Annotated in this window: 19 protein-coding genes and 1 pseudogene; 15 read left to right on the top strand and 5 right to left on the bottom strand. The window is 70.5% G+C overall.

Going from position 1 to position 14,945, the window contains the following annotated elements; translation table 11 throughout:
- Window positions 1-6: 6 nt before the first annotated feature.
- Window positions 7-1,317, bottom strand: a complete 1,311-nt coding sequence (locus WBA97_RS25520; protein WP_424233453.1) for a cytochrome P450 — start codon at window positions 1,315-1,317, stop codon at window positions 7-9.
- 163 nt (window positions 1,318-1,480) lie between these two features.
- Here WBA97_RS25520 and WBA97_RS25525 point away from each other — a divergent pair, with 163 nt between their 5' ends.
- The 10 genes from WBA97_RS25525 to WBA97_RS25570 all read left to right on the top strand — a co-directional run bounded on the left by WBA97_RS25525 (window position 1,481) and on the right by WBA97_RS25570 (window position 9,264).
- A complete protein-coding gene (locus WBA97_RS25525; RefSeq protein ID WP_424233454.1) occupies window positions 1,481-1,711 on the top strand; it encodes an acyl carrier protein in 231 nt (76 codons plus the stop codon).
- On the top strand, window positions 1,708-3,246 hold the full coding sequence (locus WBA97_RS25530; protein ID WP_424233455.1) for a fatty acid--CoA ligase: 1,539 nt from the start codon (window positions 1,708-1,710) through the stop codon (window positions 3,244-3,246). The genes WBA97_RS25525 and WBA97_RS25530 overlap by 4 nt, the downstream gene beginning before the upstream one ends.
- Window positions 3,247-3,300: 54 nt before the next feature.
- Complete coding sequence (locus WBA97_RS25535) at window positions 3,301-4,557, top strand: SDR family oxidoreductase (RefSeq protein WP_424233456.1); 1,257 nt, start codon at window positions 3,301-3,303, stop codon at window positions 4,555-4,557.
- Between the two features lie 52 nt (window positions 4,558-4,609).
- Entirely contained in the window at window positions 4,610-5,227 is a 618-nt protein-coding gene (locus tag WBA97_RS25540; protein WP_424233457.1) for a hypothetical protein, read from the top strand.
- Window positions 5,224-6,132, top strand: a complete 909-nt coding sequence (locus tag WBA97_RS25545) for a hypothetical protein (protein WP_424233458.1) — start codon at window positions 5,224-5,226, stop codon at window positions 6,130-6,132. The genes WBA97_RS25540 and WBA97_RS25545 overlap by 4 nt, the downstream gene beginning before the upstream one ends.
- Window positions 6,133-6,134: 2 nt before the next feature.
- Window positions 6,135-6,371: a phosphopantetheine-binding protein gene (locus tag WBA97_RS25550; protein WP_424233459.1), complete on the top strand. Its 237-nt coding sequence runs from the start codon at window positions 6,135-6,137 to the stop codon at window positions 6,369-6,371.
- A gap of 1 nt (window position 6,372) precedes the next feature.
- Entirely contained in the window at window positions 6,373-7,656 is a 1,284-nt protein-coding gene (locus tag WBA97_RS25555; RefSeq protein ID WP_424233460.1) for an aspartate aminotransferase family protein, read from the top strand.
- 28 nt (window positions 7,657-7,684) lie between these two features.
- Window positions 7,685-8,116 carry a fluoride efflux transporter CrcB gene (gene crcB / locus WBA97_RS25560; RefSeq protein ID WP_424233461.1) on the top strand — a complete coding sequence of 144 codons (432 nt, stop codon included), beginning with the start codon at window positions 7,685-7,687 and terminating at the stop codon, window positions 8,114-8,116.
- A complete protein-coding gene (gene crcB, locus WBA97_RS25565) occupies window positions 8,113-8,490 on the top strand; it encodes a fluoride efflux transporter CrcB (RefSeq protein ID WP_424233462.1) in 378 nt (125 codons plus the stop codon). Before crcB (WBA97_RS25560) ends, crcB (WBA97_RS25565) begins: the two co-directional genes overlap by 4 nt.
- Window positions 8,491-8,628: 138 nt before the next feature.
- Complete coding sequence (locus tag WBA97_RS25570; RefSeq protein WP_424233463.1) at window positions 8,629-9,264, top strand: class I SAM-dependent DNA methyltransferase; 636 nt, start codon at window positions 8,629-8,631, stop codon at window positions 9,262-9,264.
- 25 nt (window positions 9,265-9,289) lie between these two features.
- On the opposite strand, the gene WBA97_RS25575 is transcribed toward WBA97_RS25570, so the two are convergent.
- Window positions 9,290-10,393, bottom strand: coding sequence for a CaiB/BaiF CoA transferase family protein (locus WBA97_RS25575; protein WP_424233464.1), 1,104 nt, complete (start codon window positions 10,391-10,393; stop codon window positions 9,290-9,292).
- A gap of 147 nt (window positions 10,394-10,540) precedes the next feature.
- Between WBA97_RS25575 and WBA97_RS25580 the strand changes: the two genes are divergently transcribed.
- Together WBA97_RS25580 and WBA97_RS25585 are read left to right on the top strand one after the other, a co-directional pair.
- Window positions 10,541-10,672, top strand: coding sequence for a hypothetical protein (locus WBA97_RS25580; protein WP_424233465.1), 132 nt, complete (start codon window positions 10,541-10,543; stop codon window positions 10,670-10,672).
- Window positions 10,673-10,750: 78 nt separating this feature from the next.
- On the top strand, window positions 10,751-11,434 hold the full coding sequence (locus tag WBA97_RS25585; protein ID WP_424233466.1) for a phosphoribosyltransferase: 684 nt from the start codon (window positions 10,751-10,753) through the stop codon (window positions 11,432-11,434).
- A 35-nt stretch (window positions 11,435-11,469) separates the two neighbouring features.
- Here the strand turns inward: WBA97_RS25585 and WBA97_RS25590 are convergent, their stop codons facing one another.
- The 3 genes from WBA97_RS25590 to WBA97_RS25600 are packed head-to-tail and all read right to left on the bottom strand — an operon-like array spanning window position 11,470 to window position 12,304.
- Entirely contained in the window at window positions 11,470-11,670 is a 201-nt protein-coding gene (locus WBA97_RS25590) for an ATP-binding domain-containing protein (RefSeq protein WP_424233467.1), read from the bottom strand.
- Window positions 11,671-11,681: 11 nt separating this feature from the next.
- Window positions 11,682-12,035 (bottom strand): hypothetical protein, encoded by a 354-nt coding sequence (locus WBA97_RS25595; RefSeq protein ID WP_424233468.1) that lies wholly within the window; start codon window positions 12,033-12,035, stop codon window positions 11,682-11,684.
- A 23-nt stretch (window positions 12,036-12,058) separates the two neighbouring features.
- Window positions 12,059-12,304, bottom strand: a complete 246-nt coding sequence (locus WBA97_RS25600; protein ID WP_424233469.1) for a hypothetical protein — start codon at window positions 12,302-12,304, stop codon at window positions 12,059-12,061.
- Between the two features lie 298 nt (window positions 12,305-12,602).
- Here WBA97_RS25600 and WBA97_RS25605 point away from each other — a divergent pair, with 298 nt between their 5' ends.
- The 3 genes and pseudogenes from WBA97_RS25605 to WBA97_RS25615 all read left to right on the top strand — a co-directional run.
- Complete coding sequence (locus tag WBA97_RS25605) at window positions 12,603-13,109, top strand: YbaB/EbfC family nucleoid-associated protein (protein ID WP_424233470.1); 507 nt, start codon at window positions 12,603-12,605, stop codon at window positions 13,107-13,109.
- Window positions 13,110-13,115: 6 nt separating this feature from the next.
- The gene (locus WBA97_RS25610) at window positions 13,116-13,433 is read left to right on the top strand and encodes a WXG100 family type VII secretion target (protein ID WP_424233471.1); all 318 of its coding nucleotides are present in this window, start codon (window positions 13,116-13,118) and stop codon (window positions 13,431-13,433) included.
- Window positions 13,434-13,437: 4 nt separating this feature from the next.
- Window positions 13,438-14,945 (top strand): annotated as a pseudogene (locus tag WBA97_RS25615) (hypothetical protein); the annotation flags it as partial.

A 14,945-nucleotide genomic window follows, 5' to 3' on the forward strand; every position in this document is an offset into this window, starting at 1 on the left:
ACCGTGTCAGCCTCGCGGCGTCGCGACGATGCGGGCGCCTCGGCTGGGGACCAGCGTGATGTTGCGTGGCTTCGCGAACTCCGGTGCCTCGCGGGCCGGGCGGAGGTGATACCGGACGAGGATCGAGCGGAGCATCGCCGACATCTCCTTGAGTGAGAAGCCCGCCCCGAGGCAGCGCCGGACGCCACCGCCGAAGGGGATCCACGACCCGAGCGGCAACGGCTTGCCAAGAAAGCGCTCCGGACGGAACTCCCCCGGCGCGTCGTGGAGCTCCGGGTCGTCGTGGGCGAGTGTCGCGTTCGCCGCGACGATGGTCCCGGCCGGCAGCCGGTAGCCCGCGATGTCGATCGGTTCGGTCAGGACCCTCGGGACGTTCTGGATGATCGGGTGCCTTCTCAACGCCTCCTTCGCCACCGCCTGGAGGTAGTCCTCGTCACCCGTGTCGGCTGCCGACTGTGCCCTGGCCAGCACCGCCGGGTTGCGCGCCAGGTCGTGGAAGGACCAGGCGAGCGCCGTCGCCGTGGTCTCGTGGCCCGCCAGCAGCAGGGTGATCATCTGGTCGCGCAGTTCGGTGTCGGTCAGGTCGGTGCCCGGCACGCTCAGCAGCCGGGACAGCACGTCACCTCGGGTGGTCACGTCCGGTGCGGCCCGGCGGTCCGCTATCTCCGCGTACAGCAGGCGGTCCACTTCGCGCAGATTGTGCCGGCTGTGGCGCCACGGCGGGAACTTCGCGAGGCCCGGGTAGCCCCAGCCCAGCGCCTCCAGCGGACCGATGTCGGTCAGGGTACGGATCCTCGGCCTCAGCTCGGTGAGCCGTGGTCCGTCGGCCATGCCGAACACCACCCGCAGGATGATCTCCAGTGTCACGTCGTTCATCGCCGCGTGTACGGGGAACCCACGGGCCACCGGCCATGCCTGCGCGTTCCGGTCGGCCAGCTCGGCCATCATGTCGCCGTAGCCACGCAGTGCCGCTCCGTTGAACGCGGGCATCAGCAGCTTGCGGGTGCGCAGGTGCTCGTCCTCGTCGGTGATCATCACCGAGCGTGGGCCCATCACCGGGCGGAGGATCTCGTTGCCCTCGCCCGCGTGGAACACCGCGGGGGTGCCGGCGAAGATCTCGCGGACGTGTTCTGGCCTCGACAGCGTCACCACCACCTGGCGGCCCAGCAGTCTCATGGTGAACACGTCGCCGAGGCGACGCCGGAAGTGTCGCATCAGGTGTGGACGGACCGTCATGAACAACGCGGTCTGGATCAGCGGCGGCAAGCGTGAGCCGGGCGGGAGTGCTGTAACCGCATTCTGACCGAGCGTCACCATGGGTCGAGTTATAACGGCCGGGCAAGATCGGCCACAAGGTCGTCCAACCTGGACACAACCGCTGTGCGACCACTGCTACAGCAGTTACCGCGCAATGGATTCGGACCTGTTTACTCATCGGACAACGATGCTCGTCGATCTCGTGGTTGTGATTGGGATGCACATGTTAGAAGGGCGCGTACGCGACGTGATCGCGTCGGTGTTGTCGGTCGCACCGGGCGAACTGCCTGCCCGGCTCTCGCCGGAGACCGTGCCGGGCTGGAGCTCACTGCGCCAGGTACAGCTCGCCCTGGCACTGGAACAGGAGTTCGGCCTCGAGGTCGACCCCAACATCATCCCCGACCTGGTGTCCGAGGCGGCGATTCTGGCGTACGTGCGGGAGGTGGCCGCGTGACTCCGAAGACGGTGCACGAGATCGTCGCGCACCACGCCGGCGCATCGCCGGACCACATCGCCGTGATCTGCGAGGACCGCACGGTCACCTACGCCGACCTGCACCACCGCAGCACCCGTACCGCGAACGCCATGCACCGGTCCGGTGTGGAGGCAGGAGACCGGGTCGCCTACCTCGGCAAGGAGTCCGAGCAGTACTACGACATCCTGTTCGCCTGCGCCAAGGCGGGCGCCGTGCTGGTGCCGATCAACTGGCGGCTCACCCCGGCCGAGGTGCACCACATCCTGCTCGACTCCGGTGCCACGCTCCTGTTCGCCGACGACGAGTTCCTCGACGTCACCGCGAAGCTGACGGCCGACCTGCCCCGCCTGCGGCGCATCGTGCCCATCCCCGCGCTCGGCCAGTGGCGCGGCGCCGACGATCACGACCTCGCGCCCGCGTTCGACGACGCGCAGCCCATCGCGCAGGTCTACACCAGCGGCACGACCGGCAACCCGAAGGGTGTGGTGCTGGCGCACCGCAGTTTCTTCGCCATCAAGGAAGCGCTCACCTCGGCTGGTCTCGAGTGGATCGACTGGCGGCCGGACGACGTCAGCCTCATCGGCATCCCCGGCTTCCACATCGGTGGCCTGTGGTGGTCGATCCAGGGTTTCAGCGCGGGCATCACGATGGTGTCCGTGCCGGTGTTCGCCGGGCACCAGGCCGTGGGGCTCATCCGTGAGCTCGGCATCACCACCGCGTGCGTGGTGCCCGCGCAGATGCAGATGATGCTCGCGCCGCCACGCCCGCGCCGCGCTGACTTCGCGTCACTGCGCAAGGTCGTCTACGGCGGCTCGCCGATCTCGGAGGCTCTGCTCGACCGGTCCATCGAGACGTTCGACTGCGAGTTCGCCCAGATCTACGGCCTGTCAGAGAGCGGGAACACCGCGGTGTGCCTGCCGCCGTCGGAGCACGTGCCCGGCGGCCCGCGCATGCAGGCGGCCGGACATCCCTACCCCGGCGTCGACATCAGGATCGTCGACGGCGACGGCAACCCGCTGCCCTCGGGCGAAGTCGGTGAGGTGTGCCTGCGCACCCCGGCCGCGATGCTCGGGTACTGGGGTCTGCCCGACGCCACCGCGGCGACGCTCGTCGACGGCTGGCTGCACACCGGCGACGCGGGCTACCTCGACGACGGCGGGTTCCTGTTCATCCGGGACCGCATCAAGGACACCATCATCGTCGCGGGTGAGAACGTGTACCCGGCGGAGATCGAGAACGCCGTGAGCGCGCACCCCTCGGTGCTCGAGGCCGCCGCCGTCGGCGTCCCGCACGAGCACTGGGGCGAGGTCGTGCACTGCTTCGTGGTGGCAAGACCGGGCGAGACCGTGACCACCCGTGCGCTCGTCGCGTTCCTGCGCGGCAGAATCGCCGACTTCAAGATCCCGTCCAGCTTCGAGACAATCGACTCACTGCCGCGCAACCCCAGCGGCAAGATCCTGCGGCGCGAGCTGCGGGAGCGCTTCTGGCGCCACCTCGACCGCCGCGTGGCATAGCCGCCTGTGGCGAAAGCTTTCCCCGATCCCCTTCACTGAACAGGCGGTACCCCCATGCGAATCTCACTGCGGCACAACAGCGACCGGCTCGCGTTACTCACCGGCAGGCCAAAACTGTTGTCGGTCGGCTACTCCGCCGATCCGACGATCGTGGCGCGGGCGCTGCCGCGCAGGCTGGACGGCGAGCGCAAGAACGTGCTCCTGCTGGGCGGCAACGGGTTCGTTGGCATGCACTTCCTGCACGACCTGCTCGAGGACGAGCGGGTGGACAAGGTGTACGCGCTCGTCCGTCCCAAGGGGACGAACTCGGGTGCCGCGCGGATCGCGCGCCAGGCCCGCAAGTACAAGATGGCACTGCCGGAGTCGGACAAGCTCATGGTGCTGGAGGGCAGCTACCTCGAGCCGTCGATGGGGCTTCCCGAGGCGCGGTACGAGGAGCTGCTGTCCGAGGTGGACGTGGTGATCGACGCCGCGGGCGCCACCACCCACGAGTACCCGTACGCCAAGTACCGGCAGGAGAAGGTGCTGCCGACGGTCACGCTCGCCGAGTTCTGCCTCACCCGCCGGTTCAAGACCCTGCACGTGATCGGCTCGGTCGGCAGCGAGGTCTACACGCGGCTGCGCGACTTCTACCGCCCCAGCTTCTTCTTCTGTGGCTACAGCAAGATGAAGTTCGTCGTGAAGCACCTGTCGCTGAAGATGAACCACGACGGCGTGCCGATCCACGTGTACCAGGCGCCGTTCGCGCTCGGCGGCCCCGGCACCCGGTTCAAGGACCCTGGCATGGAGTACTCGTTCTGGAACATGGTCTGGCACATGGTGCAGCAGGGCAGGACCTACCAGTTCGGCGGCACGAACCCGATGGTCGCGAGCGACGTGCTGTCCAGGGCGGTGCTGAACAACGCGCTGTCCTCGGCGCCCCGGCCGATCAGCTACCCGGTGACGCCGGTGACGAACGAGCAGCTCGCCGAGCGGCTCGGGCTCGACCTGGTGCCGTACAAGGAGTTCCGTCGCGGACTCGTGCGGGCCAACCGGTTCCGGCTGCGTGAGGTCAAGTGGCGCAACCCGATCGCCAGCACGCGCCGCGAGTGGCAGCGGGCCGGGTTCGTGCGTTCGCTGTTCCCGCGCTGCCTGCCGGAGCTGCTGACGAACATCGACACCGCCGTGCGCGCGCCCGCCGTGCCGCTGAACGCGGGCATCCCGGCGATCGACGTGCTGGTCGAGAACGTCAAGAACATCCGCAAGATCGCGAAGGATCTGCCTGCCCTCCCGCAGGCGGAGCAGACACCCGCACCGAGTACGGCCGCCTGAGAGACAAGATGCGGTCGGTGTACAAGGCAGCGGCCTGAGAAAGGGGTGTGGCATGCGGCTGGAGACGCGAGACCTCGCGTGGAGTGACACGTGGCGGGCGGCGCGGCTGCTTGCGCACGCCTACCGGGACGGCACGATCTGGGCGGCGGCCGGCACCGTCGCGGGGTGGCGCAAGCAGACCTCGCTGACGCTGCTGTACCTGGCCGAGCTGCTGATCTGCCGGTGGGAGAAGGGTTTCGCGCTCGGCGCGGTCCGCGGTGACCGGCTCGACGGGGTGATGATCTCCTACGAGCACGGCGAGCGGCCCACCCCGTGGTGGGGGTGGGTGCTGCGGTCCTTCTCCTGCCTGTTCGCCGGGCCGGTCGCCGTGGCGCGCTGCGTGCGCATCTCGAACGACCTGGAACGGTTGAAGCCCAAGGAACCGCACGTCTGGTACGCGGTGCTCGGCAGGCGGGACGACGCCCCCGGCGTCGGGTACGCACTGCTGCGTGCGGGGCAGGCGCGGGCGGACAAGCTCGGCCTGCCCGGCTACCTGGAAACCTCCGCCGGTGAGGAGCAGGTCCGGATCAACGAGCTGCTTGGCTGGTCGCTGCGCGACGAGTACGTGCTGCGGACCGGTGCGGTGGTGCGCACGATGTGGCGCGACTGCCCCGTGAAGGTGGCGTCGTGACCGGCGTCATGAACACGGAGCTGTCCGTCGACGGGATGTACCTCATCCCGCCGGAGCACCACGTCCCCGACACCGACCGGGCCACGGCCGCGCAGCTGCTCGGCTGCGACGACCGGACCATCGACGCGCTCGTCAACGGCGGGCTGACCGTGCGCGACGACCGGTTCGACGGTCGTGACCTGTTCAACCTCGGCCTGCACTCCGGCACCGGCGCCACGGTGCCGGAGCAGGCGTTCGCGTTCTCGCTGCGATGGATGCGCGGCTCGGCCAACGCACTGCTGTCGCCGCGCACGCTCGCGTTCACCCTCACGACGGAGTGCGCGTGCGCGGACACGGTTCTGGCCGTGCCGCGACCGGACCGGTACGGCGGCACCGTGACCCCGCCGCCCGCGCACGACGTGGTCCGCGCGTCGGCGGTCACCGCGACGATCCGCACCGAGGGCAGGGCCGTTCCGCTGCGGTCGCCCGCGCTGCGCGGGCTCGTCGAGGAGTTCGCCGGACTCGGGGTGCGGTGGGTGAAGCTGCCGGACGCCCTGCGGGAGGACGAGTCGCTGGTGACGTCGCGGCGGGTGGCGACGTGCGAGTCGGCGAGCCGCTACCTGGCACGCCGCTGCCGGGACGCGGGCTACGCGGCGACCACCAGGATCGGGTGGATCGTCGGCATGCTCGACCTGGTGCACGCGTGGGTCGAGGTCACCGACGACGACGGCGAGACCAAGATCGTCGACCCGGTCTTCTCGTTGTTCGCGGCCAGGGTGCCTGGCGCGAACCCCCTGCTGACCGACCCGTCGGTCGCCCTGCGCACGAACCGCCTGGTGCCGACGGCACTGTCGGTCGGCGGCCGGGTGGCTCGCCACGGCTGCGACCTCCCCGTCACCGTCCGGATCAACCCCGTCAAGGAGTGATCATGAGTGTGCCGACGTTCATCACCGAGTTCCTGCACACGAAGTGCCCGGACAGCGGCCCGATCGGCGAGGACGAGGACCTGGTGCTCACCGGCGTCCTCAACTCGATGCACTTCGTCGAGCTCCTGTACCTGATCGAGTCCGAACTGGACACGGAGATCTCCATGGACGACGTGTCCAGTGCGGACTTCCGGACGATCGCCAGGATCAGGAACCGGTTCTTCCCCGAGGCCGCCTGACGTGACGCTCGACAAGGCACTCGATGCGGCGCGGGCGCGGTTCGCCGAGGACAACCCGGCAAGCCGTGCCGCGCACGAGGAGGCAGCCGCGCACCTGCCGGGCGGCAACACGCGGACAACGCTGTTCTACCAGCCGTTCCCACTCACGATGGCGAGCGCGGACGGCTGCCGCCTGACCGACCTGGACGGGCACACCTACGTCGACCTGCTCGGCGACTACACGGCAGGGCTGTACGGCCACAACAACCCCGTGATCCGCGGGGCCGTCGAGGCGGCACTGGACGGTGGCTGGAACTACGGCGCGCACGGCCCGGACGAGGCCCGCCTCGCGGCCGTGCTGTGCGAACGGTTCCCGAGCCTCGAACTTGTCCGGTTCACGAACTCCGGCACGGAGGCGAACCTGCTGGCGCTGGCGACCGCGACCACGCACACTGGCCGCGGCACCGTGCTCGTGTTCACGGGTGCCTACCACGGTTCCGTACTGTCCTTCGGCGACAGCGCGTTCCCGCTGAACGTGCCGCACCGGTTCGTGGTGGCCGAGTACAACGACGTGGCCGAGACGGCGTCGGTGATCGACCGGCATGCGGCCGACCTGGCCGCGATCCTGGTGGAACCGGTGCTGGGCAGCGGCGGATGCCTGCCCGCCGACCCCGCCTTCCTGGCCTACCTCCGCGAGCGCGCGGACGAGACCGGCGCGCTGCTGATCTTCGACGAGGTGATGACGTCCCGGATGTCGGCCGGTGGCATGCAGGAGCTGCTGGGCATCACCCCGGACATGACGACGCTCGGCAAGTACACGGGCGGCGGCATGACGTTCGGCGCGTTCGGCGGCCGCGCGGACGTGATGGCGATGTACGACCCCCGCCGCCCCGGCCACGTGGCGCACGCGGGGACGTTCAACAACAACGTGCTGAGCATGGCGGCCGGGTACGCGGGCCTCACGGAGCTGTTCCCGCCGTCGGCCGCCCGCGCGTTGTTCGAGCGGGGCGAACGGCTGCGCACCCGGCTCGACGCGATCGCCGATGGCACCGCGCTGGTGTGGACCGGGCTGGGCAGCATGCTGACGGTCCACTTCGGACCCGGCCCGATCACCTCGCCCCGGGACCTGCGCCCGGCCCCGGCACTGCGGGAGCTGTTCCACCTGGACATGCTCGCCAGGGGCTTCCACCTGGCCCGCCGCGGCATGATCGCGCTGAGCCTGGAGATCACCGACACCGAGTGCGACGCGTTCTGCGACGCCGTGGCGGGCTTCGTGGCCGACCTCCCAGCGCAACGGCCGGAGTGAGCGCCGACGGGTATCGTGCCAGCCGACCATGACCGAGCCGATCGATCCCGACGCGGACCCGCGAGTTCCGGCACGCGCGCACCTGCCGGTGCTCTGCGTGATCGCGCTCGGCGGCGGCCTCGGCGCCCTCGCCCGCTACGGCCTCTCGGTCGCGTTGCCCACCCCGCCGGGGCACTTCCCGTTGGCCACGTTCGTCACCAACGTGGCGGGCTGTTTCCTCATCGGTGTCCTGATGGTCCTCGTCACCGACGTGTGGGCGGCGCACCGGCTGACCCGGCCGTTCCTCGGCGTCGGGTTCCTCGGCGGGTTCACCACGTTCTCCACCTACGCGGTCGAGATCCACGGGTTGCTGCGCCCCGGCACCGTCGGTACCGCCTTCCTCTACCTCGGGGGCACTCTGGTCTGCGCGATGCTCGCGGTGCTCGCCGGTGTCCGGTCCACCCGGTGGGCGGTCGCGTGACCGCCGTCCTGGTGTTCCTTGGCGCGGCGGTCGGGGCGCCGCTGCGCTACCTCACCGACCGGCTGGTCCAGTCCCGCCACGACAGCCTGTTCCCGTGGGGCACCCTCACCGTGAACCTGGCCGGCAGCCTCGTGCTCGGTGCACTCGCCGGTGCGGGCACCGCACTCCCCGGCACCGTGCTCGCGCTGGTGGGCACCGGTTTCTGCGGGGCACTGACCACCTACAGCACGTTCAGTTACGAGACCCTGCGCCTCGCCGAGCGGAAGGCGTACCTCTACGCCGCGATGAACGTGGTCGTGAGCATCGCCGCCGGGCTCGCCGCCGCGTGGCTGGCCTACGACATCACCAACGCTGGTCCGCCTCCGCGGAATTGAAGTGTTGGTCCCGACCCAACGACAGCCGCGGACCGCAGCCGGTTGGTGGCTGGGTGCCGTCACGTGCCCCTGAGGTCACTGTTGATCAGGCCCAGACCCTTCCACAAAGATCCATGGGACAGGCCCTATTGTCCCATCATGAGCTGGCTGGGGGACACGAGGACGTCGTACGACACGGTCGCGGCCGCCTTCGCCGACCAGGTGCGCGACAGTCTCGAGACGAGGCCGTACATGCGCGCGATGGTGCGGCTGTTCGCCGACCTCGTGCTGGCGGCGGGTGGCGGCCCGGTGGCGGACGTCGGCTGTGGACCGGGCCACGTGACCGCGTTCCTGCGTGAACTCGGCGTGGCCGCGTTCGGCATCGACCTGTCACCCGCGATGGTCGAGGTGGCTCGCGCCGACCACCCCGACGCGCGGTTCGAGGTGGGCTCCATGACCGACCTCGACCTCGCCGACGACTCCCTCACCGGGCTGATCGCGTGGTGGTCCCTGATCCACACCCCCGACGACGCGGTGCCCGCCGTGTTCGCGCACTTCGGGCGCGTGCTGCGGCCGGGAGGTGTGCTGGCGCTCGGCTTCCACGATGGCAACGGCTCCACCCTGAAGACCGACGGCTACGGCGGGCACCCGATGAACGTGCACGTCCACCGCCGCCCACCCGCCCGCGTGACGGCATGGCTGCACCAGGCGGGCTTCACGGTCGAGGCCAGTGTCAGCCTCGACCCGGCGGGGCGGTTGCCTGGCGCTGTCCTGTTCGCGCGAAATGGTCACTGAACAGCAGCGGCTCGCCGAGATGTCGTCACCGTAGCTCCTCGTTGTGTTCGCCCAGCTTCGGTGGGCGGCGGCGGTACTCGGGTGGGGTGCGGGACAGGCCGATGGGGTTGGCCACCATGTCGAGGCCGTCGAGTGGCACCGTCGGCGACAGGCCGAGGCGGTCGGCCAGCGCGAACGCGCCCGCCACGTCGTTGACCGGGCCGCACGGGACGCCCAGCGGGGTCAGCAGGTCGAACCACTCCCCCGCGGTGCGGGTGGCGAGCCGGTCGGTCAGCAGGGCGACCAGCGGACCGACGTGCGCTACCCGTTGTGCGTTCGTGGCGAATCGGGGCTCCACCGGCAGGTCGAGCGCCTCGCACAGCCGCGCGAACTGCCGGTCGTTGCCGACCGCGAGGACCATCGGCACGTCGGCGGTCGCGAACACCTCGTACGGTGCGATCGACGGGTGGCGGTTGCCCATGATCCCCGGCACCACCCCGCCCATCGTGTAGCCCGCGCTCTGGTTGACCATGCTGGACAGCAGGCAGCTCAGCAGATTCACCTCGACCACCTGCCCATCACCGCTGGTCTCCCGCTCGCGCAGCGCGGCCAGGATGCCGACCGCGGCGTGCAGGCCGGTCAGCACGTCGACCAGCGCCACCCCCGTCTTCACCGGCTGCCCCGGCGCCGGGCCGGTGACGCTCATCAGCCCGCCCACCGCCTGCAACAGCAGGTCGTAGCCCGGCAGCGTGGCACCCTCCCCCGTGCCGAACCCGCTGACCGAGCAGTACACCAGCCGTGGGTTCAGCTCCCGGACCTCGTCGTAGGACAGGCCGAGCCGCGCCATCGTGCCGGGGCGGAAGTTCTCCACGAGCACGTCCGCGGTGCGCAGCAGCTCCCGCACCCGTTCGGTGTCGCGCTTCAGGTCCATGGCCACCGACCGCTTGTTGCGGTTCACGGCCAGGAAGTACGTCGCGTCGTCGCCCGCGAACGGCGGGCCCCAGGCGCGGGTCTCGTCGCCGGTGTCCGGGTGCTCGACCTTGATCACGTCGGCGCCGAGGTCGGCGAGCAGCATGGTGGCGTAGGGCGCGGCGAGCACACGGCCGAAGTCGGCGATCACCACACCGGATAAGGCAGTCACACGCGCCATCCTGCGTGATCGTCCTCGGCCGCGCAGTGGCCGATATGCGCCGCGGTGTCCGGTCCACTTGACACCGGCGACCAAAGGCGCAGTAATGTCCTGTTCGAGCGTGACGTGTGGGAGCGTCCACGCTCGACAGGGGAACGGGGAGGAACCATGTCCGAACAGAGCGTGATGACCACGCCGATCTTCGATGAACTGGTCAACGAACTGGCTGGTCAGCCGCCGAAAGAACCCGTGGCGGACCAGCCAGGTCATGACGACGACCAGCAGGACGACGACCGCTGACCTGACCGTCTGAAGCGATCCAGCAGGTGCCCGGCCGCACGGGGGTTACCCCGGGGCGTTGCCGGTTACCCGGTACCCATGTGCCCGACCGCAGGTAGATCGCCCGCAACGACGCTGCGGACCACCACGAGGTTCGTCGACCGGGAGCAGGCGGGTCGTGAACTGGCGGGCGCGCTCGCGGGGCACATCCGACAGGACCGGCCGCTGGTGCTGGCGCTGCCGCCCGGCGGCGTCCCGGTCGCCGCCGAGGTCGCCTCGGCCACCGGCGGGGACCTCGACATCGTGGTCACCCGCGAGATCGGCGCGCCGGGGCAGCCCGAGTTCGTCCTCGGCGCGCTCGCCGAGGACGGGGCGCCGGTGCTCGACCGGCCGACGCTGGCCGACCTGGGGGTCACCGAGGCCGATCTGGCAGGCGCGATCCGCCGCGAGCGTGTTGAGATCGACCGCCACGCCCGCCGGTACCGGGACGGGCGGCCCGCGCCGGCCGTCGAAGGCCGCGAGGTGATCGTCGTCGACGACGGCCTCGTCACCGGCGTCACGGCCCGCGCCGCGCTGCGGTGGCTGCGGGAGCACCGGCCGCTGCGGGTCGTCCTCGCCGTGCCGACCTGCTCGGACCAGGCCGAACGCGACCTCGCGGGGGAAGCCGACGAGCTCGTGTCCCTGCACTCACCGCCGTACTTCTACACGGTTGGCCAGGCGTACGCCGACTTCCGCCAGGTCAGCGACGACGAGGTCATCCGGCTCCTGCGAACACACCGCTGATCAGCGGGACCAGCAGGCGATCGGGGACCCGCGCGTCATGTCCGGATCTCCCGCATCGCCGACAGCTCGGCGGGCGGCGGTCCCGGGTGCACCACACCGAGACCGCGGGTTGCCCTCGTCATCGCGACGTAGAGATCGTTGTGCCCCAACGGGTTCGCGGCGATGATGGCCGCCGGGTCGGCGATCAGGACCGCGTCGAACTCCAGTCCCTTCGCCTGGGCCGGCGTCAGCAGCACCACCTTGCCCGTCAGATCCGCCGGTGTGGCCAGGGAAGTGTCTCGGCCAGCGCGTCGAGGTGCTCCTGCGGCGCGATCACCGCGAGCCGCCCGCCCGCGTGCGGCACTTCGGCGACCTCGGTCACGGGGGCACGCATCCGCCACGGCGTCTCCCCGGCTGACCGGACCGACGTCGGCGGCCGCAGACCGGGGTGGTGCACGGCGAGCAGGTCCTCGGTGGCGGCCATGATCTCGGCCGGGGTGCGGTAGTTGACGGTCAGCTGGGCGAGCCGCCCTCGGTCGGCCACGTGCGGCCGCAGCATCAGATCCCACGACGACGCGCCCGCCGGGGCACCGGTCTGGGCCAGGTCGCCGACGATCGTCATCGACCTGGTGGGACACCTCCGCATCAGCATGCGCCAGGCCATCCCCCAAGGCGGCCTATGTACAAGGTCCGGCCGTCCAGCATGTCGAGCCGCCCGAAGCAGAGCCCGTCCTCGACCGCGGCCAGGCGCGTCACCTCGGCACGCCAGATGGCGGAGGTGTCCTCGTCCTCGGCGTCCACCCGCGTGACCGCCTCGGTCCGCAACTCGTCGAGGTACGCGTAGAGCGCCGTCAGGTACCGCTGCTCACGGTCGATCTCGCTGCCCGTCACGTCCGCTCCCCCGCGAATCGATGAGGTACCGAGCCTGCCCGGCAAACCCACGGAGAAACAGTCTTGTCATTCCCCGCGTCGTCAGCCGAGTGCCAACCGCACCCGCATCGCGGACGCACGGACGATCTTGGTAGAACCGGGTGCCCCGGGACGCGGGTTTCGGCCCCGGCAAGATGTGCGGTGTGTGAAGCTGTAGCCGCGCGGCACACGACGCCAGAAAATTTTGGCGGATCCGTGAATCCAAATCGGGCTTCCGTGCGTCGGAGCCCGTGACAGTCCCGCGAGGGGGAAGCAGACGATGTCCGAACACGACGACCGCAGGGCGCAGCTCGAAGCGCGCAACGCTGCCATGCGCGAGAACGTCGCCGCGCTGATGAGCGACCTGCGGCGCCGCACCGCCGACCTCGCCGACGCGCAGGCCAAGGCCAACGCGGTCACCGGCAAGGCAACGTCGGAGGACGGCCTGGTGCGTGCCGAGGTGAACCCGGCAGGCGTGCTCACCAACCTCGAGTTCTCGTGGGCGGCGTTCGACCGGTACACGCCGGAGACCCTGGCCAAGGCGGTGCTGCAGACCTCGCAGTCCGCGGCCCGGTCGGCGCGGGAACAGGTCGACGGCGCGCTGGCCCCTCTCACCGAGGACACCCCGGACCTGTCCAACCTCTTCGAGGGCGCACCGTCGTTCACCGACCTGCTGCGCCCACCCGCCGTCGATGACCCGGGCCCGGACGACGACCGTCCGTCGCGGCCCGCATCGAGGCGGGACGAGGACGACGACAGCAGCGACAGCATCTATGGGAGGGACTAGGCGCCCATGCCTGACGGATTCAATGTCCAGACTGACCGGCTCCGGCGTGGAGCCAGTGGCTTCGGCAGCTCCGGGGACGCACTGAGCCAGGCGGGGACCACGCTCGGCAGCGCCCTCGACGCGCAGGGTCAGTGCTGGGGCAACGACGAGTCCGGCCAGTCCTTCGCCAAGGACTACGTGCCGAACTCACAGAAGGTACGTGACGCGTTCGGCTCGCTCGCCGAGGCGTTACAGGCGATAAAGACCGCGCTCGAGGAGTCGGCCAACTCGTACGAGAACGTCGAAGACCAGAGCACCGACGGCTACCGGGCGATGGAAGGCTGAGCAGTTGTCGATCACCATCCCATCAGAGATCACTTGGCTGTTCCCCATCGTCGTCGGGGAGAGCTGGCCGGAAGGCGACGAGGACAAGCTTCGTGCCCTCGGGGACGCCTGGCGCGCGGGGGGCGTCGACATCGGCGAGGTCATCACGCAGGCGAAGACCGCGGCGGACCAGGCGATGGCCGGGATGGACGGGCAGGCCGCCGACGCCTTCGAACGGTACTGGAACACGTTCGTCGAGGGCTCCGAGGCGTACCTGACCGGGCTGCAGGAGGCCTGCGACGGCCTCGGCGGCTCGTGTGACAACTGCGCGCTCGAGGTGGAGTACGCCAAGTACTCGATCATCGCCGCACTGATCATGCTCGCGATCGAGATCGCCGCACTGATCGCCGCCGCCTTCGGCACCTTCGGCGCGTCCACCGCGGGCATCCCGATCGCCCAGGCCGCCACCCGCATCACCGTTCAGATGATCTTCCGCCGCCTGATCATGGCGATCCTCAAAGAGGTCCTGATCGAGGTCGGCATCGACGTCGCCATCCAGGGCCTGCAGATGGCCAAGGGCGACCGCACCAGCTGGGACTGGAACAAGACCGGCAACGCCGCCCTCTCGGGCGCGATCTCCGGCGCCATCGGCGGCGGCCTCGACTTCGTCCCGACCAGGGCGACCGGCCTCGGCGGCAACATCGCGGAAGGCGCCGTCCGCGGCGGCGTCGAAGGTGTCGCGTCCACCGTCGCGACCGCCGCGATCACCGGCCAGGACATCACCGGCGGCGACCTGCTCAGGGCCGGTGTCTCCGGTGGTTTCGGCGGCGGCATCGGCGGTGCGAAGACGCACTTCGACACGCCGAACGTCTCCACCCCGGACAGCTCGAACATCCCGCCCACCGGGCCCGGCACTCCCCCCGGTGGCCCCGGCGGCCCACCGTCATCTCCGCCATCGCCATCACCGTCGCCCTCACCGTCTCCGTCTCCGTCGCCGTCCAACTCGCCTGACGGTCCCGGTGGCTCGCCTGCCCCGGCCACGCCGGGGACCCGGAGCCCGGACAGCACCTCGGCCAGTGGTCTCACTCCGCCGCCGGACGGCCCGGCCGGCTCGAACTCACCTGGGTCGAGCGCGCCTCCGCGCCTCCCCATGTCGGGTCCGGGCGATGGGCCGCAGCAGAGCGGGCCGAGTGGTTACTCGGGTGGCCAGCAGGGTGGTGCGCCTTCCCAGTCGCCTTCGGGTGGCGGCCCTCGGCCTGGTGGGCCCGCGCCCAGCTCGCCCAGCGGTTACTCGAGCCCAGGTGGCAGTCCTGGTTCCACGCCTGGCGGTTCGCCCGGGGGCAGCCCCGGCGGTTCCACTCCGGGCGGTTCGACGCCCGGCAGCTCCAGCCCGGGCGGTCCCGGCAGCAGCACTGGCGGCAGCTCGACGCCCGGCGGCCCCGGCTCCGGCGGATCTGGCAACGGCACCCCTGGTTCCGGCGTGTCCGGCAACGGCGGCCCGACGCCCGGCAGCACTGGCGGCCCGAGCGCGGG

It is taken from the genome of Actinophytocola sp., assembly GCF_049647105.1.
Classification (GTDB): Bacteria; Actinomycetota; Actinomycetes; order Mycobacteriales; family Pseudonocardiaceae; genus Actinophytocola.

Excerpts from the sequence above, each read along its gene's own strand:
- WBA97_RS25535 (WP_424233456.1), top strand. The coding sequence starts at position 3,301 with ATGCGAATCTCACTGCGGCACAACAGCGACCGGCTCGCGTTACTCACC.
- WBA97_RS25575 (WP_424233464.1), bottom strand. The coding sequence starts at position 10,393 with ATGGCGCGTGTGACTGCCTTATCCGGTGTGGTGATCGCCGACTTCGGC.
- WBA97_RS25585 (WP_424233466.1), top strand. The coding sequence starts at position 10,751 with ATGTGCCCGACCGCAGGTAGATCGCCCGCAACGACGCTGCGGACCACC.
- WBA97_RS25570 (WP_424233463.1), top strand. The coding sequence starts at position 8,629 with ATGAGCTGGCTGGGGGACACGAGGACGTCGTACGACACGGTCGCGGCC.
- crcB (WP_424233461.1), top strand. The coding sequence starts at position 7,685 with ATGACCGAGCCGATCGATCCCGACGCGGACCCGCGAGTTCCGGCACGC.
- WBA97_RS25595 (WP_424233468.1), bottom strand. The coding sequence starts at position 12,035 with ATGACGATCGTCGGCGACCTGGCCCAGACCGGTGCCCCGGCGGGCGCG.
- WBA97_RS25605 (WP_424233470.1), top strand. The coding sequence starts at position 12,603 with ATGTCCGAACACGACGACCGCAGGGCGCAGCTCGAAGCGCGCAACGCT.
- WBA97_RS25580 (WP_424233465.1), top strand. The coding sequence starts at position 10,541 with ATGTCCGAACAGAGCGTGATGACCACGCCGATCTTCGATGAACTGGTC.
- WBA97_RS25610 (WP_424233471.1), top strand. The coding sequence starts at position 13,116 with ATGCCTGACGGATTCAATGTCCAGACTGACCGGCTCCGGCGTGGAGCC.
- WBA97_RS25520 (WP_424233453.1), bottom strand. The coding sequence starts at position 1,317 with ATGGTGACGCTCGGTCAGAATGCGGTTACAGCACTCCCGCCCGGCTCA.
- WBA97_RS25540 (WP_424233457.1), top strand. The coding sequence starts at position 4,610 with ATGCGGCTGGAGACGCGAGACCTCGCGTGGAGTGACACGTGGCGGGCG.
- WBA97_RS25550 (WP_424233459.1), top strand. The coding sequence starts at position 6,135 with ATGAGTGTGCCGACGTTCATCACCGAGTTCCTGCACACGAAGTGCCCG.
- WBA97_RS25525 (WP_424233454.1), top strand. The coding sequence starts at position 1,481 with ATGTTAGAAGGGCGCGTACGCGACGTGATCGCGTCGGTGTTGTCGGTC.